This is a genomic window from Streptosporangium sp. NPDC003464 (genome assembly GCF_053588315.1).
The window spans coordinates 1-22,512 of sequence record NZ_JBSFPS010000061.1 but is presented as its reverse complement, the minus strand read 5'-3'; the positions used below and the strand labels follow the sequence as shown (position 1 = coordinate 22,512).

Annotated in this window: 19 protein-coding genes and 1 tRNA gene; 5 read left to right on the top strand and 15 right to left on the bottom strand. The window is 70.4% G+C overall.

Translation table 11 applies throughout. From position 1 onward, the window contains the following. Positions 1–101: 101 nt before the first annotated feature. The 4 genes from ACWDS7_RS16195 to ACWDS7_RS16180 all read left to right on the top strand — a co-directional run bounded on the left by ACWDS7_RS16195 (position 102) and on the right by ACWDS7_RS16180 (position 3,768). Positions 102–1,481, top strand: coding sequence for a replication initiator (locus ACWDS7_RS16195; protein ID WP_451929940.1), 1,380 nt, complete (start codon positions 102–104; stop codon positions 1,479–1,481). Next, positions 1,478–1,663 (top strand): helix-turn-helix domain-containing protein, encoded by a 186-nt coding sequence (locus tag ACWDS7_RS16190; protein ID WP_451929939.1) that lies wholly within the window; start codon positions 1,478–1,480, stop codon positions 1,661–1,663. The genes ACWDS7_RS16195 and ACWDS7_RS16190 overlap by 4 nt, the downstream gene beginning before the upstream one ends. Then, entirely contained in the window at positions 1,660–2,898 is a 1,239-nt protein-coding gene (locus ACWDS7_RS16185; protein ID WP_451929938.1) for a tyrosine-type recombinase/integrase, read from the top strand. Before ACWDS7_RS16190 ends, ACWDS7_RS16185 begins: the two co-directional genes overlap by 4 nt. Before the next feature lie 384 nt (positions 2,899–3,282). After that, complete coding sequence (locus ACWDS7_RS16180) at positions 3,283–3,768, top strand: hypothetical protein (protein WP_451929937.1); 486 nt, start codon at positions 3,283–3,285, stop codon at positions 3,766–3,768. 130 nt (positions 3,769–3,898) lie between these two features. Here ACWDS7_RS16180 and ACWDS7_RS16175 read toward each other — a convergent pair. The 14 genes from ACWDS7_RS16175 to topA all read right to left on the bottom strand — a co-directional run bounded on the left by ACWDS7_RS16175 (position 3,899) and on the right by topA (position 21,299). Then, positions 3,899–3,975: transfer RNA gene (locus tag ACWDS7_RS16175), tRNA-Thr, on the bottom strand. A 66-nt stretch (positions 3,976–4,041) separates the two neighbouring features. After that, positions 4,042–5,484 carry an alpha/beta hydrolase gene (locus tag ACWDS7_RS16170; protein ID WP_451929936.1) on the bottom strand — a complete coding sequence of 481 codons (1,443 nt, stop codon included), beginning with the start codon at positions 5,482–5,484 and terminating at the stop codon, positions 4,042–4,044. 277 nt (positions 5,485–5,761) lie between these two features. Continuing rightward, the gene (locus ACWDS7_RS16165; RefSeq protein WP_451929935.1) at positions 5,762–6,613 is read right to left on the bottom strand and encodes an alpha/beta fold hydrolase; all 852 of its coding nucleotides are present in this window, start codon (positions 6,611–6,613) and stop codon (positions 5,762–5,764) included. A gap of 87 nt (positions 6,614–6,700) precedes the next feature. Continuing rightward, entirely contained in the window at positions 6,701–7,567 is an 867-nt protein-coding gene (locus ACWDS7_RS16160; protein WP_451929956.1) for a PSP1 domain-containing protein, read from the bottom strand. A gap of 299 nt (positions 7,568–7,866) precedes the next feature. Then, entirely contained in the window at positions 7,867–8,529 is a 663-nt protein-coding gene (locus tag ACWDS7_RS16155; RefSeq protein ID WP_451929934.1) for a permease-like cell division protein FtsX, read from the bottom strand. Then, the gene (locus tag ACWDS7_RS16150; protein WP_451929933.1) at positions 8,526–9,053 is read right to left on the bottom strand and encodes a SigE family RNA polymerase sigma factor; all 528 of its coding nucleotides are present in this window, start codon (positions 9,051–9,053) and stop codon (positions 8,526–8,528) included. Before ACWDS7_RS16150 ends, ACWDS7_RS16155 begins: the two co-directional genes overlap by 4 nt. Positions 9,054–9,163: 110 nt before the next feature. Next, positions 9,164–10,318, bottom strand: a complete 1,155-nt coding sequence (locus tag ACWDS7_RS16145) for a glycosyltransferase family 4 protein (protein ID WP_451929932.1) — start codon at positions 10,316–10,318, stop codon at positions 9,164–9,166. Further along, the gene (locus ACWDS7_RS16140) at positions 10,315–11,040 is read right to left on the bottom strand and encodes a hypothetical protein (protein ID WP_451929931.1); all 726 of its coding nucleotides are present in this window, start codon (positions 11,038–11,040) and stop codon (positions 10,315–10,317) included. The genes ACWDS7_RS16145 and ACWDS7_RS16140 overlap by 4 nt, the downstream gene beginning before the upstream one ends. A 221-nt stretch (positions 11,041–11,261) precedes the next feature. Continuing rightward, on the bottom strand, positions 11,262–12,884 hold the full coding sequence (locus tag ACWDS7_RS16135) for a hypothetical protein (protein WP_451929930.1): 1,623 nt from the start codon (positions 12,882–12,884) through the stop codon (positions 11,262–11,264). Continuing rightward, entirely contained in the window at positions 12,881–13,402 is a 522-nt protein-coding gene (locus ACWDS7_RS16130; RefSeq protein WP_451929929.1) for a SigE family RNA polymerase sigma factor, read from the bottom strand. The genes ACWDS7_RS16135 and ACWDS7_RS16130 overlap by 4 nt, the downstream gene beginning before the upstream one ends. A gap of 87 nt (positions 13,403–13,489) precedes the next feature. Next, positions 13,490–14,671, bottom strand: coding sequence for a DNA polymerase III subunit delta' (locus ACWDS7_RS16125; protein WP_451929928.1), 1,182 nt, complete (start codon positions 14,669–14,671; stop codon positions 13,490–13,492). Between the two features lie 21 nt (positions 14,672–14,692). Continuing rightward, positions 14,693–16,759, bottom strand: a complete 2,067-nt coding sequence (gene tmk / locus ACWDS7_RS16120; protein ID WP_306861179.1) for a dTMP kinase — start codon at positions 16,757–16,759, stop codon at positions 14,693–14,695. Positions 16,760–16,905: 146 nt separating this feature from the next. Then, positions 16,906–18,243, bottom strand: coding sequence for a metallophosphoesterase (locus ACWDS7_RS16115; RefSeq protein WP_451929927.1), 1,338 nt, complete (start codon positions 18,241–18,243; stop codon positions 16,906–16,908). A gap of 404 nt (positions 18,244–18,647) precedes the next feature. After that, the gene (gene topA / locus ACWDS7_RS16110; RefSeq protein WP_451929926.1) at positions 18,648–21,299 is read right to left on the bottom strand and encodes a type I DNA topoisomerase; all 2,652 of its coding nucleotides are present in this window, start codon (positions 21,297–21,299) and stop codon (positions 18,648–18,650) included. Positions 21,300–21,456: 157 nt separating this feature from the next. On the opposite strand from topA, the gene ACWDS7_RS16105 reads away from it, so the two are divergent. Beyond that, positions 21,457–21,642: a DUF5703 family protein gene (locus ACWDS7_RS16105; protein ID WP_012895568.1), complete on the top strand. Its 186-nt coding sequence runs from the start codon at positions 21,457–21,459 to the stop codon at positions 21,640–21,642. Between the two features lie 217 nt (positions 21,643–21,859). Here the strand turns inward: ACWDS7_RS16105 and ACWDS7_RS16100 are convergent. Further along, positions 21,860–22,512: chaplin family protein (locus tag ACWDS7_RS16100; RefSeq protein ID WP_451929925.1), on the bottom strand; the 653-nt coding region annotated here is incomplete at its 5' end.

Here is a 22,512-nt window from a genome sequence, read left to right as displayed (position 1 = left end):
GCCTCGGCGCCCCCGGCGTGACCACACATCCGCCAAGACGTCCGCCACGTCGGGGGCCATCCCGCACCGAACCTCGAAAGCCCGGAAGGGACACACCCATCATGCCAAGCACCTACGCGGTAGCCGGCCTCATCACCCGGCTCCACGACCCCCAATACGCCCGCTGGGCCGCCCAGATCCGCCGTACCGGCGGCTGCCGACAGCCCATCCACCTCCGCGGCCACGTCCACCACGTCGACCCCGCCACCGGCCAGCGTCTTCACAGCTACAGCACCGCCACCGAACCGGATGGCGTCCTGCGCGTCCCCTGCAAGACCCGCCGCGTGAGTCGCTGCCCGGCCTGCGCCGAGACCTACCGGGCCGACACCTACCAACTCATCCGCGCCGGCCTCGTCGGCGGCAAGGGCGTCCCGGCCTCGGTCACCGCCCACCCCTGCCTGTTCGTCACCCTCACCGCCCCGTCCTTCGGGCCCGTCCACACCCGGCGAGAGAAGAACGGCACCGTCTTTCCCTGCCACGCCCGGCGCGACGCGGCCACCTGCCCGCACGGCACGGTGATGTCCTGCACGGCACGGCATGGGGCCGACGAGGAGTGCCTTGGTGAACCGCTCTGCCCGGACTGCTACGACTACGCGGGCAGCGTGCTGTTCAACGCCATGTCCCCGGAACTGTGGCGGCGCTTCACCGAAGCTCTGCGCCGGCGCGTCGCCAAGCTCGGGGGCCTGACACTCCGCGAACTCCGCGAGCAGGCCGTGATCTCCTTCGCCAAGGTCGCCGAGTACCAGCGGCGCGGTGTCGTCCACTTCCACGCCGTGATCCGCCTCGACGGCCCCGACGGGCCTACCTCGGCTCCTCCGGCCTGGGCGACCGCTGACGCCCTGGCCGACGCCGTACGGCACGCCGCCGCAGCCGTCGCGGTCACCACCCCCGCCGCAGACGACGAACCCGCCCGCGTCCTGCGCTGGGGCGCCCAGCTCGACACCCGCGAGATCACCATGGACGGCGACCTCACCGAGCAGGCCGTGGCCGCCTACATCGCCAAGTACGCCACCAAGGCCGCCGAATGCGTCGGCACCCTGGACCGGCGCATCAATCCCCTCGACGACTTGACCGCCTTCGACCTCCGCGACCACCCCCGGCGACTTATCGCCGAGTGCATGCGTCTGGGCGCCCTCGACGAACTGGCCGACCTCCGGCTCATCAAATGGGCCCACATGCTCGGCTTCCGCGGCCACTTCTCCACCAAATCGCGCCGCTACTCCACCACCCTCGGCAAACTCCGCGCCGCCCGTGCCGCCTTTGTCCGCGGGGAGGCCATCACTACCGGCCGCCTGCCCCGCTTCGACGAGGACACCGTCCTCGTGATCTCCCACTGGGAGTACGCCGGAAAGGGCCTGTCCGCTGGTGACGCGCTTCTGGTAGCCGCGCTTACCGGAGCCCCTCTGACTGATCCGCTTCCCCCTTCCGGGGGTGGCTCATGACTCCCCTTCTCCTCACCGTTCCCGAGGCTGCTGCGGCTCTGGCGATCTCCCGGAGCAAGCTCTATCAACTCCTCGCCTCCGGCTCGGTCGCCTCGCTCCAGATCGACGGTTCCAGGCGGATCCCTCTCTCAGCTCTTCACGACTACATCGACCACCTGACCTCAGCGGAGCGTGCGGCATGACCAAGTCCCTCGTCGGCGCCTCCGACAAGCCGAACAAGAAGACCGCTCCCAAGCTCCGTGACGGGGTCATGAAGCGCGGGACCACCTGGTCCTACGTGATCCGCGTCAAGGACCCCGAGACCGGCGAGAGCAAGCCCAAGTGGGTCGGTGGTTTCGCCACCGAGGACGATGCCAAAGAGGCCCGTGACGAGGCACGGGTAAGCGCCCGGCGGGGTGAGTACGTCGACCGGAACACGATCACCGTTGGCGAATACCTCGATGACTGGATCGAGGACCACGCCATGGAGATCAAGCCGGGGACGCTTGAGGACTACCGGATCTCCATCCGCCTGTACATCAAGCCCTTCATCGGCAAGACAAGACTCCAGGCGATCCGACCCGCCACGATCACCAAGCTCTACCGGGATCTCCTGGCCAGGGGCGGACGTGGCGGGAAGCCGCTGGCGGTGTCCACCGTCGTCCACACGCATGCGATCCTTCGCCGGGCCTTCCGTGACGCGGTCGAGGTCCATGAGTACATCAGCAGCTCGCCCGTCGATAAGGCCAAGCGCCCCCGCGAGGACTGGAAGGAACCAGGCATGATCTGGACCCCGGCACAGCTCCGGACCTTCCTCGGGCTGGCCCGCTCGCATCGGCTGTTCGCCTTCTTCCATCTGGCCGCCTACACGGGCGCACGGCGGGGTGAACTGCTGAACCTGCGGTGGTCTGACGTCGACCTGGAGGGGAAGCAGATCGCCATCAAGGGCTCGACGGGCGTTGTCGACGGCGAGCACATCGCGGGCACCACGAAGAGCGGTCGGACTCGCGTGGTCACCCTCGACGAGGGGACGGTCAACGTCCTCTGGACGCACCAGGAAGCGCAGGAAGCCGAGAGACTCCGGGTCAGTGACGCCTGGAAGGGTGAGGAGAACGGCCATGTCTTCACAACTGCCTGGGGTGGCCCCATCTACCCGACCACCGTGACGGCGCTACCGAGCAAGCTGATCAAGGCGTACAACGAACCGGAGGACAAGAGTCAAACTCCGGCCAACCCCTTGCCCTACGCCCGTCTCCACGACCTTCGGCACATCCACGCGACCACGCTCCTCCTGGCCGGCGTCCCGGTCCACGTGGTCGCCGCCCGCCTCGGCCACGCCGATCCTGCCATCACCCTCCGTGTCTACGCCCACGTGATCCGCTCCGCTGAAACCGCCGCCGCCGATATCTTCGCCAAGTCCCTGAACAACAGTCGGTAGCAATAACGCAGATCAGAGGCCCTGGTGACCATCACCGGGGCCTCTGGCGTGGACAGGTCGTAGTTCAAGCAGAGATCATCAGCCGCCAAAGGCCACAAAGTGGGAACCTGTAGACATTCTTCACCGTTACCCACTTGTTGCCATGCGAATCATGGACCTCAGCGGAGGCGTGCTTGCTCGGGGACCTCGGGGATCTACTGATCGACCTCCTCATTGCTTTCGGTATCGTCGCCCTCCAAGGGCTTACGTTCCGGGGAAGGCTGTACGTTGTTCACGTCTGACCTTGAGTTGCCCTTTGGGCTCGGGCTCCTCTCGGTATGGGTAGCCGTTTTCCTTGGCGTGGTTGTCATCGGTGTTGGGCTGGGTTGGCTCACGACTCTTCCCATGTCCCACCGCATCAACGTCGTTATGACTGTCGTGACAGTTGCTACTCTCGGATTTGGGCTCTGGCAGTGGCGCTCACAGCTCGATCGAGAAGACTCGCGTCGTGATGCGGACTTCGTCGGCCGGGTCGCCGTGGTGACCTACACCGTCCCTGAGGGACTGCAGGTAACCGTGCGAAACGCCAACTCTGCAATGGCAAGCGTCGTCTTCTTCTCATTGGCACGCGACCGCCACTCGCCTGAGAACTGGGAAGTCAACATTGAGCCATGTACACAGCGCTCATTCAGCGTCTCGCCGCGAGAGAGCTGGCAAGCCATCGTACGGAAGGGCGGCAAAGACTGGTCAACCGGGGCAGATCCCGTCGAGATCCCATTCGAGTCGCTGCTGCGCACCTATGGGGTCAAGGACAGCAACGGCACAAGCCAGCTTTCGCTTTTGATCGGTGGGGCTCCTACCCAGAGTTCCCCAGTAAGCGACTGCGCGTAGTAGCCGCGAGTGTTCCCGGGAGTGACAGCATCTCACTTCCCCTACAAACTGCGCAGAGGTTGATCATGACAGCTGTTAGCAAGGGTGTTAGCAAAAGGCCCCCACCGGATCCCGGTGAGGGCCTCTGAGCTGGAGCCGCCTTGGGGAATCGAACCCCAGACCCCTTCATTACGAGTGAAGTGCTCTGGCCGACTGAGCTAAGGCGGCGTGCCGCGTGTTTCACGTGGCCTACGGCAGTCTACAGGCTTTCGTGGGCTTCCCGCGCCTCCCGGATCAACCGATCTTGGGACAGTAGGTTCCGTCCTTGGGGACAGCCAGGTTGATCAGGTAGTCGTCGACGAGCCGGTCCACGCAGGACGAGCCGGTCAGGTAGGCGGTGTGGCCATCGCCGTCGAAGCCGACCAGCACGCCTGAGGAGAGCTGGTCGGCCAGTGCCTCCGACCAGGCGTACGGCGTGGCCGGGTCGCGTTCGGTGCCGACGACCATGATGGGGGCGGCGCCGGGCGCGTCGACCTTCCCGCGGGACTCTCCCCCGACCGGCCAGTAGGCGCAGGGCAGCGACGACCACATGACGGACGGGCCGAACAGCGGCGCGTCGCCGGCGGCGTCGCGTGCCGCCGTGGCGAAGGCGGAGGAGTCACGGGGGAAGCGGCCGTCGACGCAGTTGACGGCCATGTTCGCCTCGGTCTGGTTGGAGTACGTGCCGCCCTCGCGACGGTCGATCAACAGGTCGGCCATGCGCAGGAGCGTGGTCCCGTCACCCTCCAGCGCCTCGTTGAGCGCCCGGCGGAGGGCCGGCCATGACTGCCGGTCGTAGAGCGGGGTGATCAGGCCGAGGGTGGTCCAGGCCTCGCCGATCTGACGGCCGTCGCCGTTCTGGTTGGCCAGGGTCTCCTGGTCCACCTTGCGGAGCAGGCCGGCGATCTCCTCGCGGGCCGACTTCACCGGGCCGTCGAACGGGCAGTCCCCGGCGGTGAAGCAGTTTTCGAGGAACGCGTCGAGGGCCACCTCGAACCCGTGCGCCTGAGTGGCGTTCAGCTCCAGCGGGGAGAGCGAGGGATCCACGGCGCCGTCCAGGACGAGGGCGCGGACCCGGCCGGGGAAGAGGTCGGCGTAGACCGCGCCGAGCTGCGTGCCGTACGACTTGCCGAGATAGGTGAGGCCCTCGTCTCCGAGGGCCGCGCGCAGCAGGTCCATGTCCCGGGCCGCGTCGGCCGTGCCGACGTGCGGCAGGAGCTTGCCCGAGCGGGCCTGGCACCCGGCGGCGAACCGCCGCGAGCCCTCCTCCAGCGCGGCGACCTCGGCCGGAGAGTCGGGCGAGGTGTCGAGCGCGAGATAGGCGTCCAGGTCGCTCGACGACAGACAGCGGACCGGCGAGGAGCCGCCGACCCCGCGCGGGTCGAACCCCACCACGTCGAACCGGGCCCGTACGGCCTCGCTCAGCACCGATCGCGCGCTACGCGCGTATTCGACCCCGGAGCCGCCGGGTCCGCCCGGGTTGACGAGGATCGAGCCGATCCGGTCACCTGAGGCGGGGAGCCGGATCACGCTGATCTTGATCCGCTCACCGCCGGGGCTGTCGTGATCGAGGGGCACGCTCAGCTCCGCGCACTCGAATCCGTCGCCGCAGCCCGCCCAGTCGAGGGCGGACTCCCGCCGGTCGGCGCCGGTGCAGGCTGTCGCGGAGAGCACTACCGCCGTGAGGGCGGCGACCATGCGGCGGAATCTCACGCTGTGCCTTTCGGAGGGGACGGCGACAGGTCGCATTCCGGAGAAATACTACGTGCACACCCCCGGTGGCCTGCCCCTCGACGGAGTCGCCACCGCACCGGGCAGGGCCCGCGCGACGGTCGCGCCCGAGGTCCTCACCGCAGCCGCCTGGAGCGCTCCCCCACGGCCTGGTCACGCTCACCCGTGAAGGCGGAGGCCTCCATAGGGTCGCCAGAAAGCTCCAGAGGTCGCCAGGAAGTCTCCAGCGGGTCGCCAGGAAGCTCTAGAGGGTCGCCAGGAAGTCGGTCAGGATGGCGGTGAACTCCTCCGGGCGCTCCAGCGGCGGCAGGTGGCCGGTCTGCGGGAGGTCGACCCGGCGGACCTTCCTGATCTCCCGGGCCAGCAGGTCGGACACCTCCAGGATCTCCGGCACGTCGGCCAGCCCGGTGACCACCAGGGTCGGCGCCTCGACTTCGGCGAGCCGTTCCTTCGCCGGCGGCCGCAGGCCGCGCACGCTGCCGTGCGGCCCGGTCCAGGACCGCTCGTTCAGCAGGCGGTCCATCTTCAGTGCCAGCTCCCAGACCTGGGGCTCGAGGTCGTCGCGGGTACGGCCCGGCCCGGCCACCAGGAACTCCGTCTCCGCCGCGGAGTAGGCCTCCAGCTCCGCCACGTCGATGGTCTCCACCTCGCCCGCGCGGTAGCTCCGGAGCCGGTCGATCCCGATCACGTCGTGCACCCGCTCCCGGTAGCGCGCGAGCATCGACGGCGGCCACTCGTGCCCGGACAGGCCGGGGGCGACCAGGACCAGCGCGGTGATCCGTTCCGGGGCGGTGAGCGCGGCGTCAAGCGCGGTCCTGCCGCCGTCGGAGCTGCCCACCAGCGTGGCCCGGTCCACTCCGGAGGCGTCCAGCAGCGCCAGCAGGTCCTCGTGGTAGGCGAACTCGCCGGTCGCGTCACCGGACTCGCCGTATCCGCGCCAGTCGTAGCGGATCACCCGGTAGTGCTCGGACAGCGCCCGGAACGGGTGGTCCCACATCCGCCGGTCCGCGCAGCCGGCGTGCACCAGCACGACCGCCGGCCCGCTGCCGGCCTCGTCGTAGCCGAACTCCGTGCCACCGATCCGGATCACCGCCATGCCCGCGCCCCCATTACCTGATCACCCGTTCCCGTGCCCCGGCACCTGATCTCTCGTTCCCGCACCTCGGTCTACCGCACGGGCACTTCACGATAAATCTCTCGGGTCGCCGGGGCCGCCCCCGGCCTCCGGCGCCGCCTCGCCGTACATCGCGTCGTGCTGCTTACGCGGGGAGCAGACCGAGGCGGAGGGGCAGGCGCAGCGCCGTCCGCCCTCCTCCAGCCGGACCGTCACCGAGTCGGAGGGGACGTTGCGTCCCACCACGGTCCCCGGCCCCTCGGGGGTGTCCACCTTCAGCCCGAGGCGGGGCATCCTGGCATTGGCCTCGACGTAGAGCGGATGCTCGTATTTGAGGCAGCACATCAGCCGCCCGCACGCCCCCGCGATGCGCAGCGGGTTGACCGGCAGGTCCTGGTCCTTGGCCATGCGCACGGAGACCGGCTCGAAGTCCTTGAGGAAGGTCGCGCAGCACAGGTCACGGCCGCAGGGGCCGATGCCGCCCTGGAGGCGGGCCTCGTCACGGGGGCCGATCTGGCGCAGCTCCACCCGGGCGCGGAGGTTGCGGGCCAGATCACGCACCAGGGCGCGGAAGTCGACGCGGTGGGGGGCCGAGAAGTAGACGGTGTAGACGTTGTCGGAGTCGAGGTAGTCGACGCCGACGACCTTCATGGGCAGCGTGTGCCGCTTGATCAGGCGCTTGGAGACACTCCGGGCCTCCGCCCGCCGTCGTCTGTTGCCCTCGTCGCGCGCCAGGTGCTCCTCATCCGCGATGCCCGCGCACACCGGCAGGCCGCCGACCTCCTCGCTGGTCCACTGCGGCGCCCACACGCACTCGGCCACCTCCGGCCCGGTATCGGTGGGCACGAGCACCTTGTCGCCGACCTTGGGGCTGTGCTCGCCTGGATCGAGATAGTAAAGACGGCCGTAACGGGTGAAGCTCACGGCCATGATCATGCTCATGTGGCTCCAAAGCTGCTGGGGGTACGGCTAAGCGCCCACCCCGCCACCCTACGCGCCGAGTCCGTCCCCGTGGGCTCCGGCAGCGGGACCTGTCGGGGGTGTGCGCCGTACCCTCACCGCCCCGGCAGGAGCCGGCCACCTGTCCTGCCGTGCACGGTCGTCTCTCCCGCCGTGCACGATGGTGCCCGTGCACGACGGCCTCTCCTGCCCGCGCTGCCATCTCCCCTGTCCATAAAGTCCGCGAAGTCCGCGAAGTCCGCGAAATCGGTGAAGTCCGTGAATCCGTGAAGCGGTCACCTCCCCTTGTCCGTGAAGGAGCACCTCTCCTCGTCGTCCGCTCCCAGGAGGATGCGCCTGGCGAGCGACACCAGGGAGGCCCTTTTGAGCAGGCAGGCGGTGTCGACGACCACGGACACGCCGGGGAGCCCGCTCGCGGCCCGCGCCACGGCCCTGGAACCCGTCTCCGGCCTGATCCGGGCGCGGAACGACTCCGGCATGTCCGCGGGGACTATCGCCGCGAGCATCTGCGGATCGTCCTCGTACTGGCGCCGGAACTTCTCCCAGGCCCGCTGCCGGTCCTCGAACAGGACGCTCTCCACCTCGGGCCGGCCCTCCAGCGTCCGCCGGAGATCCTCCCGCTCCGTCTCGGTGATCCCCCTGCCCGCGCAGTTCGGGAAGGGATCGCCGTCCTTGCAGAGGAAGACCGAGACCTCGGGCGCTCCGGACGGCTCGACGGCGCTCATCGCCATGGCGGCGACCTCACCGTCCGGGGCCGGGGAGGGGGCGCTGAGCCGTACGGCTCCGAAGGCGATCACGGCGACGGCCAGGGCGGCGGCGGCGGTCCGGAACGGGGCCCGGGACCGGCGGCGGGCCGGGGTGGTCAGCGGGCGGACGTCGACGGCGGTCGCGGCGGCGGCGGACAGGGCCTCGCGCAGGCGGTTCTCGGTGACGGTCATGATTGGTCCCCCAGCACTCGGGCGAGGGCGGCCAGCCCGCGCGCGATCGTCGACCGGGCCGTACCGGCACCGATCCCCATGGTCTCGGCGATCTCCAGATCGGACAGGTCGAAGTAGTAGCGCAGCGTCAGTGCCTCCCGCTGCCGTCTGGGCAGCCCGCGCAGCGCCACCAGCACCTCGCGGCGCTCCTCGCCGAGCAGCGCCGCGTGCTCGGCCGACCAGACGGGCGGCTCGTACGGCACGGCCCGCCGGAAGGCCACCGCCCGGCGGCGCAGCACCGAACGGGCGCCGTTGAGCACCGCCGAGCGGATGTAGGTCAGCGCGCGCCCGGGATCGCGCAGGCGGCGCCGTCCCGCGTGGGTACGGGCGAACGCCTCCTGCACCACGTCTTCGGCCGTGGCCTGGTCGCCCACCATGAGGAGCGCCAGCCGTACCAGCCCGAGATGGTGCTCGGCGAACAGCGTCGCGATGTCGACGCGGTCGCCGGCCAGAGGCTCTCTGTGGGAGAGCAGTTCGGCTTTCACATCACAGAGACGCCGGACGGAGCCGTCTGCTGCTCCGCCCGGCCCACCGATTCCGCGCGGCCCGCAGGCTCCGCCCGGCTCACCGATTCCGCCCGGCCCGCAGGGGCCGCTCAGCGGACGAGTTCGGCGAAGGATCTCTCCCAGCGTTCCGCGATCATGGAGATGTCGTAGCCCTTGGCCGTCTCCAGGGCGTTGCGGGCCATCCGGTGCCGGCCCTCCTCGTCTTCGATCATCTTGAGCAGCCCTCCGGCCAGGGCGTCCACGTCGTCGGGCGGGACCAGCAGCCCGTCGTGGCCCGAGGTGATGATCTCCCGGGGTCCCCGGGGGCAGTCGAAGCTGACCACCGGCACCCCGCACGCGAACGCCTCGATGATGGTCATGCCGAAGCCCTCGAACCGGGAGCTGACCGCGTGGATCGAGGCTTTGGCCAGCTCGCCCTCGATGTCTCCGGTGGGACCCATGAACGTGACGTTGTTGTGCAGGCGCAGCTTGACGGCCAGCCTGACCAGCTTGTCGCTGATCCGGCCCTCGCCGTAGATCCGCAGCCTCCAGTCCGGGCGTTCCCGGACCACCTGGGCGAACGCCCTCAGCAGCCGGTCGTACCCCTTGACCGGCACCAGCCGCCCGGCGGCCAGCACGATCCGGTTGTCCTGCCTGGACCGGGGGCGCGGCCCTCCGGCCAGCCCGTTGCCGATGGTGTAGACCCGGGTCCGAGCCCGGTCGAGCATGGTCCGGTAGTCGTGCTCGTCGGCCTCGGTGAGGGTGACGACCGCGTCGAGCTTCGGGTACCACTGCCGGATCTCCTCGAAGATGCCGGGCTGGTGGGCCGCGAAGTGCAGGTGCTCCTGGGCGATCGTGACGGTCCGCCGCCGGGCGAACCTGGCGGCCATGATGTTCAGCCCGGCCCGGGTGGTGATCAACACGTCGGTGCGGAGCCGCCGCAGTTCGCGCCTGAGCACGTCGTCGCTCCACGCGCTGAAGGAGGCGTAGGCGCGCTCCTCGGGGTGGATGAGCTCGCTCGGCTGCTCGCTCAGCCGCTCCGCCCGTTTGGTGTACGGCCAGCGGACCCTGGCCCCCTCCCGCAGGTCCACCAGCGAGCGCAGCCGGACCCTGGACCCCAGCGGCAGGAAGGGCAGGTCGGTGTGCTGGAAGACGCTGATCACCTCGACGTCGTGCCGCTCCGACAGCTCGGTGGCCAGGTCGAAGGTGGCCCGGATCGTGCCCCCCATGCCGTAGGCGTTGAGGATCAGGAAGGAGATCTTCACGAGGTCTCCTCCTCGACCGTGAGCGCGACGGCGAGGCTGTCGGTGTCGGTGTAGTAGGGCCGCGCCCTGATCTGTCCCACGCGCTGGGCGGGGAAGCGCACCTTGGTCTTCTTGTCGGTGACGTCGTCGAGGCGGGCCGCCAGCGGCAGCCGTACTCCGGCGACCTCGGCGTGCAGGTCCCAGAAGACCCGCCGCCGCGTCTGCGTCTCGGCCATCGGCGCGACCTGGAGGACCCCCTCGAAGCGCCGTCCCCGGAAGAGCGCCGGTCCGCCCACCGGCTCCGGCCCCTTCCTGGCCACGGCCAGGAGCCTGGCCGATCCCTCGATCGGCTCGCCGTAGGCGATCGTGCCCTCGACCTCGATCACACCGTCGTCGGAGACCACGGTGGCCACCTCGACGTACGGTTCGACCATGCGCACGGTGAGGGCGAGGGTGCCGATGGATGTTCTGAATGCCCGGATCTCCCGGTCGCGGGGCGTCTCGGCGTAGGCGAGCAGCCCGTCCAGCGAGAATCCCGGATCATCGGTGGCGAGGGGTTCGCCCTGGTGTGACGCCATCCAGATGCCCGGCCGCAGCCCGGTGAGGTCGGTCCCCTCGCGCTCCTCTCCTGTCTCCACGTGCCGTAGGACGGTCTCTCCGTCCACCGGCTCCGGCCACTCGATCCGCAGCACGTCGTCGTTGCCCACTCGACTGGTGACGGCCCGCCTGACCCCCGGCGACATCACCTCTAGACGTGCTTCGATACTCCTCAAAAGTCCCCCGGTCTTCCTGCTCATCCCCGTAGAGCAGGACACTGTCCAATAGATTCGTAACGAATGTATGGAAATTCGCTGGGAATTCTAACGATCCACACTCATCCTTTGAGTGGCATTAGCTGTGATTGGTTCCCTTCGAGATGAAAAAGGGGGATGAGGGCCGCGGGGTCATGACGGCCCCCATCTCCTCACCAGCCGATTCTCAGATTTCCCGCGTCACCGAGCTCCGCAGCGCCGGGGAGCGCCCGATAATGGCCCGAGCTGATCATCCCGAGCTCCGGCCCCCGCTGGACGACGAGGTGCTCGCCCGAGGCGTCCCCGTCGACGAGCCGCAGATCACCCCGGTCGTCCTGGTAGATCACGTCCGTCTGACGGCCGTCCCCGGCGTCGAACAGCGCGATCGCGGCCGATCCCGCCCCACCCGTGGACTGATCGGTTTTCTCCTGGACGGTCCGGGTCAGCGCGGCGACGAACGACCGGCCGTCCGCGCTGATCCGCACCCCGTGCAGGCCGGTGGGCGTGCCGGGAGCCGCCTTGAACTCGACCCTCCTCGCACTGTCCAGATCCTCCCCGGCCGCCTCGGTGTCGAGCACCCACACCTCGAACGGCTCGGCTCCGGGCGGCACCGGCCCGAACGTGGCGGAGGGGCGCTCCTCGGGCATCGTGGGGACCGGCACCGGCAGGGCCGTCACGGTCTCCGACGGCCACGGCCTGGCGGGCTCCGACGGCCACGGCTTGGCGGGCTCCGTGGGAGCCGCGGAGGCGACGGCCCCCTTCTCATCCGGGGGGAGGGCTTCCGGCGTGACCGTCACGGTCACCGTGGGCACCGGGCCCGCCGGCTGGCCGGGGGGCGCGGTCATCGGCGCGGTGGACGTCTGTGACGGCTTCCTCTCGGGCTGCGCGTCGGGCTGCGCGGCTCCCGGCCCCGTGGGTATCCGCGAGGGGGCCACATACACCGGATCCGGCCCCGTCGCCGTGGGGACCGGCCCCGTGGGTGTCGGCGTGGGGGTCACATACACCGGATCCGGCCCCGTCGCCGTGGGGACCGGTCCCGTCGGGGAGGCCACCGGATCCGGGGCCCGCGTGGCCGTGACCGTGACGCTCCCATCCAGGCCGGACCAGGCGGGACCGCGCTGGAAGGCGACCGTCCGGCCGTCCGCGGTGATCGACACGCTCGTGACGTCGCTGTTGTGGCGCGAGACGAACGTCCGGCTCTTGCCGGTGGTCAGATCGGTCACCCCGAGCTGCCCGGTGACGGAGGCCGGGGCCTCGCACGTCTGCAGGCCGTAGGCCAGCTTGACGCCGTCCGCGCTGACCGCGAGCGAGGTGGGCGTCATGCCGTCCGGCACGGCGATCGGCAGCGTGTCGGCCCGCAGGACCTCGCCCTCCCGGCCGAGCGTCACCCGCATGAACAGCGCCTCGCAGGCGCCCAGCTTGACCGTGGCGTAGAACGCGCCCCGCGCGGAGTCCACCAGCGAGAAACGCCTGTCCGGGTCCCTCCCCGGGAGGCTCCCCACCGCCCGGCCGGTGTCCGCCCGGTAGAAGGTGATCCCGTCACCGCCGGTCACCGCGTAATACTCCGGAGCCGCTCCCGCGGCCGTCGACCCGGCGACGTCCTCGCCCGGTCCCCCCTTGACGGCCACGACCCCTCCGGCGATCACCCCGGTCACCGCCGCCGCGGCCACCAGCGGCACCAGCCACGGTCTTCTCCTACGGCTACGGCGTGCCTCCGGCCGGAAGGCGGGGACGTCGCGGACGGCCTCCCCGACGGCCCCGGCCGCGTCCCGCAGCCGGTTGACGATCTCGTTCACTGGTTCTCCCCCAGCAGACGGCCGAGCGCGTCCAGCGCCCGGTGGGTGGTGGACTTGACGGTGCCGCGGCTGACCCCCATCGCCTGGGCGGTCTCCTCCTCCGACAGCTCGGCGTAGAAACGCAGCAGCAGCACCTCACGGCGGCGCCTCGGCAGCCGCTGAAGGGCCTCCATGACGGCCCGGCGCTCGGCCCCGAGCATCACCTCGGACTCGGCCGACCAGACGGGCGGCGCGTAGGTCCCGGCGAACCATGAGGGCAGCCGCCTGCGCCGCAGCACGCTGCGCGCGTTGTTCAGCACGGAACTGCGCAGGTAGACGAGTGCCCGGTCCGGGTCCCTCAGCCGGTCGAACCGGCGGTGGAGGCCGAGGAACGCCTCCTGCACCACGTCCTCGGCGGACTCACGGTCCCCGATCATGACCAGGGCCAGCCGGGTCAGCCCGAGCGCGTGCTCGGCGTAGAGCCCGCTGATCGTCTCAGCGGGCTCCGGTCTCCCTAGGTCCAAGGTTTCGGCCTGCATGACCAGGAGACGCCAGAACCGCCTCCAGGTTGCTCGGAGACACCGACCAGATCATCAGTCAGATCACCGATCGGGTCGCCGACCGGATCAGAGCCGGGGCCGGTGCAGCGAGATGGTCATCGCCTCGACGGCCATCTGCGGGTTGACGTTGGCCGCCAGCCGCTCGCGACAGTGCATGATCGCGTCGATCCTGCGCAGGGTGTCTTCCGGGGTGGAGGCGCGGGCCAGACCCTCCAGGTCGGCCCGGCGGTCCTCGGTGGCCAGCTCCACGTGCGCGCCGAACTGCACCGCCAGCACGTCGCGGTAGAACGCCACCAGGTCGAGCAGCGCCGCGTCGATGACGTCGCGCTTGGTCCGGGTGGCCCGGGACTTCTGCCGGTCCTCCAGCTCCTTGAGCGCTCCGGCCCCACCCCTGATCAGGCCCCTGTTGAGCCCCTTGCCCGAGGACCCCTCACCGTAGATCTTGCGCAGCTCGGTGATCTCGGACTCGTTCAGCACCGAGGTGACGGCCGCGGCCTCGTCCTCGGCGGTCTTCACCAGCCGCTCGGCGGCCGCCACGCACTCGCCCACCCCGGTGAGCGAGCCGGGGATGGACAGCACCGCCTCGCGGCGCTTGCGCGCCTCCTCGTCCAGGGCCAGCCTGCGGGCCCGCTCGATGTGCCCTTGGGCGGCCCTGGCGGCGAACTCCGCCATCACCGGGGGCACGTTCTCCCGGGTGGCCAGCACGTGGGCGACCGCGGCGGCGGGCGGGGTGACAAGCGTGACGAGCCGGCAGCGGGACCTGATGGTGATCATCATGTCGTCCGGGGAGGGCGCGCAGAGCAGCCAGACCGTCTTCGGCGGCGGCTCCTCGATCGCCTTGAGCAGCGCGTTGGAGGCGCCCTCGGTGGCACGGTCGGCGTCTTCGAACAGCACGACGCGCCAGCGGCCCAGGGTGGGCGCCCCGGCCGCGCGGAGGATGAGCTGGCGGGTGTCCTTGATGCCGTAGGAGAGCCCCTGCGGCCGGACGATCTCCAGGTCCGGGTGGGAGCCGACCGCCACCTGATGGCACATGTCGCAGTGGCCGCACCCCTGGTCGGGGCAGAACAGCGCGGCGGCGAACGCCCGCGCGGCCTCCTCCCGGCCGGACCCGGGCGGCCCGGTGAACAGCCACGAATGGGTCATCCCGGTGCCCGGGCCGCCGGCCAGGAGCTCGGCCCCGGCCGCCGCCGCCCGGCGGAGCGTCACGGCCGCCCGCTCCTGACCCACAAGGTCATCGAAGACTCCCACGCCCTCAACCTACCGCCGGTGTCAGTCACGGATGACGGGGATGGTGCCGGTGGCGTCCTCCGACTCCTGTGGCACCGGGTCGGGCAGCACCTCGCGGACCCGGTCATGGATGAGCAGGGAGATCTGCTCCTGGGTGAGGGTCCCGTCGACGACCAGGTAGCGCTCCGGGTCGGCGGCGGCCAGCGAGCGGAACTCGCGGCGGACCCGCTCGTGGAACTCCAGCGGCTCGGACTCGATCCGGTCGGCGGCCCCGCCCAGCCGGGTCAGGCCGACCGACGGCGGGGTGTCGATGAGCACGGTCAGGTCGGGGACGAGCCCCCCGGTGGCCCAGTTGTTGATCCTCGCCACGTCGCCCGGCTCCAGGGCCCGGCCGGCACCCTGGTAGGCCAGCGAGGAGTCCACGTAACGGTCGGAGATCACCATCGAACCCCGGTAGAGCGCCGGCCGAATGACCTTCTCCACGTGCTCGGCCCGGTCGGCCGCGTACAGCAGCGCCTCCGAGCGCGCCGACAGCCCCTGGTGCACGGCGTCCAGCAGGATCGCGCGCAGCCTCATGCCCACCTTGGTCGAACCCGGCTCCCGGGTCTGCACGACGTCGAAACCCTGGTCCCGGAGCCAGATCGCCAGCAGCCTCGACTGCGTGGTCTTGCCCGACCCCTCGCCGCCCTCGAACGCGATGAACATCCCGCGCGGCTGCTCGGCCTCCTCGGGCGTGAACCGCTCGCCGCGCACCGCCGCGACCAGGTCGGAGACGAGCGACACGCCCTTGCGGTCGTCCATGTGCCGCAGCGCGAGGAACCCGACGGCCACCGCGAGCAGCGCGCCGATCAGCAGCACCAGGTTGGACCCGTCGAACTGGTAGAACGTCTCCCGGCCGATGACGATGTCGTGCCTGCCGAACAGGCCCGCCAGCGTCGGGGCGACCGCGACCACCAGCAGCAGGGTGACCCGGGCGAGCGACTGCAGGAAGGAGAACGTACGGCCGCGCAGGCTGTCTTCCACCTCCAGCCCGATCATGGTGTAGCCGATGATCCAGGCGGTCCCGGCGCACGCCCCCAGCATCACGGTGAGCAGGACGACGATCACCAGGTTGTGGATGAGCGCGATCGCGGCGAGGACCACTCCGGCCACGATGATCGACAGTCCGAACAGCCGCCGCCGGGACAGCTCGCGCAGCAGCCTGGGACCGAAGAACATGCCGGAGGCCATGCCGACGAAGACCGCGCCGAACACCACGCCGTAGGCCGCGTCGCCGCCCTGCAGCGCCACCACGTAGATCTTGGCGACGCCGACCACCGCGCCGCCCGCGGCGAACGCGCCGAGCATGCCGATGACCAGACCCCGGATCGGCCGGTTCCCGCCCACGAAGCGCCAGCCGTCGATGATCTGCCGGAGCACCGACGGCGTGGAGATCGCGGTGGTCCCCCCGCCGGCCTTCGGGATGTCCTTGAGCATGAAGATGATGAGGGCCGACACCAGATACGCGAAGGCGTTGATGAACAGCGCCAGATAGGTGTCACGGTCGGCGAAGTAGGGGACGAACCTGCCCAGGGCGTCGTCGGCGACCGACAGCACGGCGAACAGGAGCGCGGCCACCGGGGCGGTGCCGTAGGTGACCAGCAGGTTGAGCTGGTTGGCCTCCTCCAGCCGCTCCTTGGGCACCAGGTTGGGCACCGTGGCGTCCTTGGCCGGGACCCAGAAGAGGTTGACGCACTCGACCAGGAATGTGGCGATGATCACCCACTGGTAGTTGCCGATCAGCGGGATCGACAGGACCAGCGCGAAGCGGAGCAGGTCGGAGAAGAACATCGTCAGCCGGCGGTCGAACCGGTCGGCGAACGCGCCCGCGAGCGGGCCCAGCAGGATCGCCGGGAGCATCTTCGCGACGAAGACGCCGCCGATCGCCAGGCTCTGGGCCTGGTAACCGGCCCCGCTGGTGAGGTTTCCGGCGAGGGCGGTCAACGCGATGATGTTCAGCCAGTCTCCGAGGCTGCACACCGACATGGCCGTCCACAGCTTGCGGAACGGGGCGTTGGCCAGCACGTGGGGGGACTTGCGGCGCGCGGTGTTCCGGCCAGGGGTGGTCATGATGTCAGCGTATCCAGGTGCTCGCTGGGCTGGGGAAAACATGAGCCAGGTGGATATGCCCGGCTGCTCGTCGCATGAGGGTAATACGTACGGACTGTCCCCCGCAGGCGGCCTCCGTGAAAAGAACCCCCCGGTGCCGGAGTCTCCTAGCCCTGGAGCTCCAGAAGGGTGATCTCGGGCGGGGCTCCGACCCGGACGGGCGGCCCCCAGAAGCCCGCGCCCCGGGTGACGTAGACCTGGGTGCCGTCCACCTCGCCAAGACCGGAGACGACCGGCTGCTGCAACGGGACGATCAGGTTGAAGGGGACCATCTGGCCGCCGTGGGTGTGGCCGGACAGCTGGAGGTCGACACCGTACTCGGCTGCCTGGACGGCCTGGACCGGCTGGTGGGCGAGGAGGACCGTGGACCGGGAGCGGTCCCGGCCGCCGAGCGCCCGCTCGAAGTCGGGACCGTCGCCCGAGGCCGTGCCGTTGATGTCCTTGACCCCGGCGAGGTCGAGCACGGCTCCCCGGTGGGCGATCTCGACGCGCTCGTTGCCGAGCGGGCGGACACCGAGGCCGCGGAGCTCCTCGATCCACTCCTGCGGGCCGTTGGCGGCGTAGTATTCGTGGTTGCCGGTGACGAAGTATGCGCCGTAGCGGGATTCGAGACCCTTCAACGGCCTGGCCAGCGGTCCCAGCTCGGCGACCGTGCCGTCGACCAGGTCGCCGACGATGGCGACCACGTCGGCCTCCAGCGAGTTGATCATGCGGACGATGCGCTGGGTGTGCCCGACGCCGGTGAGCGGGCCCAGGTGGATGTCGCTGACCACCGCGAACCTCAGGCCGCTGAGACGCGGATCCAGCCTGGGCAGGGCGACCTTGACCGACTCGATCACCGGGTCGCCGAGGGCGGTCCTGATCCCGGACCCGACCGTGGCCAGGGCCCCCACCCCGGCGACGGCGGCGGCCGTACGGGTGATGAAGAGCCTGCGGCCGATCGCCTCCTCCGGCCCGCCTCCCGCCGGGGCCGCGGCACCGCCCTCCGAGCCTTCCCCCGGACCGGCCGGCGCGGGCCCGGAGCCCGGCACACTCGCGGCGGACCCCGACACCGGGGCGGTCAACGCGGGCTCGGGGCGCCGGGCCGCGCGGTCCTGGCCGTCGGCCGGGCGCGGGGCGAGGCGGGCCTCGGCGCGGCGGCGGTCGGAACGGCGCAGGGCGAGCAGGGCCAGCGCGCGGGGGATCTCCAGGAGGACCAGGAACACCGACAGATAGAACATGATCGCGATCCAGAAGAAGCCCGGCCAGGCCAGGAAGTGCCCCCACTGGCTACGCGAGCCGACGAGCGTCACCGGGACGAGCACGGCGAGACCGGCCAGGACCCAGGTCAGCACCCGGCGGGTCCGGCCCGCGACCGTGGTGGCGCGGACCAGGCGGCGCCAGAGGTAGTAGTGGATCAGCGCCACCGCTCCCACGACCAGCGACACGAACCCCACGATCGTCACCGTCCATCTCTCCCGCGCCGAGCCCGCCCGCCGTACCCGGCGCGTTCCGAAGAACGCCCGGGGCGGCGGATCCGTTCCCTTTTCAGGACAGCGCCTCAGGTTCAGGACAGCACCTCAGATTCAGGGCGGCGCTTGAGGGCAACGCTCGGGGCGGCGTCTCAGGGCGGCGCTCAGGGCGGCGCTTCAGGGCGGCGCTTCAGGACAGCGCTTCAGGTTCAGGGCGGCGCTTGAGGGCAACGCTCGGGGCAGCGCCTCAGGGCGTGACCTCAGGGCGACGCGGACGGCACCCGCCCCCTGAGGTCACGCGAGGCGGGTGCGTCCTGCCAGGCCCGACCGGGGCCCGGCAGGACGGCCAGGGTCGGCCAGAGCCCGGCCTGGCCCGCCCGGCCCCGCCGAGCCCTGTGTCAGGCCTTGGCCTTCGCCTTGGCGCGGGTCGGCCGCTTGGGCGCCGGACCGCGGGCGCGGCGGTCGGCGAGGAGCTCGGCGGCCCGCTCGGTGGTGATCTGCTCGACCTCGTCGCCCTTGCGCAGGGAGGCGTTGGTCTCGCCGTCGGTCACGTAAGGACCGAACCGGCCCTCCTTCACCACGATCGGCTTCTTGGAGACGGGGTCCTCACCGAGCTCGCGCAGCGGCGGCGCCGCGGCGGCGCGCCTGCCCCGGGCCTTGGGCTGGGCGAACAGCGCCGCGGCCTGCTCCAGCGTGACCGTGAACATCTCCTCCTCGGAGGCCAGCGAGCGCGAGTCGGTGCCCTTCTTCACGTAGGGACCGAACCTGCCGTTCTGCGCCGTGACCTCCTGACCGTCGATCTCCCCGAGCTTCCTGGGCAGCGAGAGCAGCTTCAGCGCGTCGTCGAGGGTGATCGTGTCGAGGGACATCGACTTCAGCAGCGACCCCGTGCGCGGCTTGGGGGCGTCTGCCTTCTTCACCTTCTTCTTGCCCTCGGCCGGCGGCGGCTCCTCGGGGAGGATCTCGGTCACGTAGGGGCCGTAGCGGCCGTCCTTGGCCACGATCACGTTGCCGGTCACCGGGTCCTTGCCCAGCTCCCGGTCGCCCGTCGGGCGGGAGAACAGCTCCTCGGCCCGCTCGGCGGTGAGCTCGTCGGGTGCCAGGTCCTCGGGCACGTTCACCCGGGCGCCCTCACGGTCCAGGTAGGGGCCGTAACGGCCCACCCGGATCATGATGTCGGTGCCCCGGATCGGGAAGGAGCTGATCTCCTTGGCGTCGATCTCGCCGAGATCGGTCACCAGCTCCTTCAGGCCCTCGTCACCCTCCTCGCCGAAGTAGAAGCGGCGCAGCTCGGGCACCCGCTCCGCCCGGTCGTTGGCGATGTCGTCGAGGACCTTCTCCATGTCGGCCGTGAAGTCGTAGTCGACGAGGTGACCGAAGTGCTGCTCCAGCAGGTTGACCACCGCGAACGCCAGGAAGGACGGCACCAGCGCGGTGCCCTTCTTGAAGACGTAACCGCGGTCCAGGATCGTTCCGATGATCGACGCGTAGGTCGAGGGACGGCCGATCTCCCGGTCCTCCAGCTCCTTGATGAGCGAGGCCTCGGTGTAGCGCGCGGGCGGCTTGGTGGCGTGCGCCAGCACGTTGAGCTCGGCCGCGGTGAGGCGGTCGCCCTCGTCCAGGTTGGGCAGGCGCTTCTCGGAGTCGTCGCGGTCGGTCGACGGGTCGTCCGCGCCCTCGACGTAGGCCTTGAGGAAGCCGTGGAAGGTGATGGTCCGGCCGGTGGCGCCGAACTCGACCCGCTCGCCGGAGCTGGAGGTGCCGCCCACCTTGACGCTGACCGACTCGCCGACCGCGTCCTTCATCTGGGAGGCGACGGTCCGCTGCCAGATCAGCTCGTACAGCCGGAACATGTCGCCGCTCAGCCCGGTCTCGCCCGGCGTGCGGAACTCCTCGCCCGAAGGACGGATCGCCTCGTGCGCCTCCTGGGCGTTCTTCACCTTGCTGGCGTAGACACGCGGCTTGTCGGGCACGTACGCCGAGCCGTACAGCTTGATGGCCTGGCTGCGCGCGGCGGCGATGGCGGTCTCCGACAGCGTGATGCTGTCGGTACGCATGTAGGTGATGAAGCCGTTCTCGTACAGGCGCTGGGCGATCTGCATGGTCGACTTCGCCGAGAAGCCCAGCTTCCGGCTGGCCTCCTGCTGCAGCGTGGTCGTCCGGAACGGCGCGTACGGCTTGCGGGTGTACGGCTTGCGCTCGACCGAGTTGACCTTGTAGGCCGTATCGGTCAGCCGCCCTGCCAGGGCCCGTGCCGCCTGCTCGTCCAGGTGGACCACGTCGGCGCTCTTGAGCGCGCCGTTGCTCGCGAAGTCACGCCCCTGGGCGACGCGCTTGCCGTCCACACCGGTCAGCGTGGCGGTGAACTCGCGCGGGGACTCCGGGCGGCCGGTGTCGAACAGCGCCTGCAGGTCCCAGTAACTCGCGCTGGTGAACGCCAGGCGCTCACGCTCGCGCTCCACGACCAGCCGGGTCGCCACGGACTGCACGCGGCCGGCCGACAGGCGGGGCTTGACCTTCTTCCACAGGACCGGGCTGACCTCGTAGCCGTAGAGGCGGTCGAGGATGCGCCGGGTCTCCTGGGCGTCGACCAGCCGCAGGTTCAGGGCACGCGGGTTGGCCACCGCGTCCTGGATCGCCCGCGGGGTGATCTCGTGGAACACCATGCGGTGCACCGGCACCTTGGGGTTGAGCACCTCGCGCAGATGCCAGGCGATCGCCTCGCCCTCCCGGTCCTCGTCAGTGGCCAGGTAGAGCTCGTCGGCGTCCTTAAGCAGCTGCTTGAGCTTGTTCACCTGCGCCTTCTTGTCGTGGTTGACGACATAGAGCGGCTCGAACTCGTGGTCCACGTTGACGCCCAGGCGGGCCCACGACTCACCCTTGTACTTCTCGGGGATGTCGTCGGCCTTCTCGGGGAGGTCGCGAATATGCCCGATGCTGGACTCCACGACGTAGCCGCGGCCGAGGTACCCAGCGATGGTCTTCGCCTTGGAAGGCGACTCGACGATCACCAGGCGGGTTCCGCCGGCGTTGCCGTTCTTGGCTGGCACGCTGCTTCCTACCTCGCTGTTCGCATTGGTTCCCCGTTTTCTTCCCCTCGGGTTACCCGGTCTGGATCGGGCACACTCCCAAGGAAAGCCGCAAGGACGCACAATAAAGCCCTATGAGTGCCGACGTCCCCCAGCCCACCCTCGGAGACTAATCGCTGTGCTCGACTACTCCTACTTGGTTCTCCATCTTCCGCGTGGCACCTCCAGAGACGCCGCCCGGCAGATTCTCACCGAACATGCAGAATACGGCGACTGGGAACTCGACCGCCTGAGACTGTATCCCGACGGCCGCCGGGACGTCCGCCTGCGTCGCAAGATCATACGTGTGACCAGGACGATGTGACTCTGCGCACGCCCCGGTCACCCCGGTGAGGGCCGCCGGCCCCGGACATGGCTTTGCCCGTCCCGGGCCGCGCCCCCGGAACGGGCAAAGCTTCTCTGCCTCGCCGTACAAGGGAAGAGGGCGGTCCGGAACCGCCACTCTCCCTCGCTACCGGTGAAGCGTCTGTGCGCCTCCCTCGGTTGATCCGAGGGGACATGGCTGGAGAGTTACTACTGTCTTACTTCCGGCCGAAACGGATGCGGCGGGCGGTCGCGAAAAGCGCGGCGGACGCGGCGGCCATGGCACCGAGCAGCAGGACGGCCAGCGAGCCGGAGTTCATTCCGGTCACCCCCGCGGGCTGAGCGGCGCTCATCAGACCGAGGTCGCCCACGGGGAGCGCTCCGCCGATCGGGGTGGAGGAGACCAGGTCGGTCGCGGGGGCCAGCGGCGAACCGGCCTTCTGCCGCACGTCCTGGGCGGCCATCGGGGTGCCGGGAACGACCGGCAGCTCCGGCAGGCCGGCCATGTCCCGCACCTCGCCGACGAGGGGCGGCTGCGGCAGCCCGGCGCCGTGCGCACGCCGTCCCGGCTTGCCCGCGCCCTGGGCGCCGCCGAGACCCGGGACGGCCTTGCCCGCGCTCTGGGCGCCGCTGAGAGCCGGGATGACGGGGAGGGCGGGCACGAGGCCGCCGCCGGCGCGGCCGCCGACCCGCTGGGCCCAGTGGCCGTAGCCGTGGTGCCCGCCGTGGTGCCCGCCGCCCGGCCCGCCGACGTGGGAGCCTCCCAGGCAGCCCGCCGCGGCGTCACCCAGCACGGCGACGGCGTTGCCGCAGATGTTGATCGGCGCCGTGATCGGCGCCACCACCTGGTTACCGGCGAGCACACCGTTCG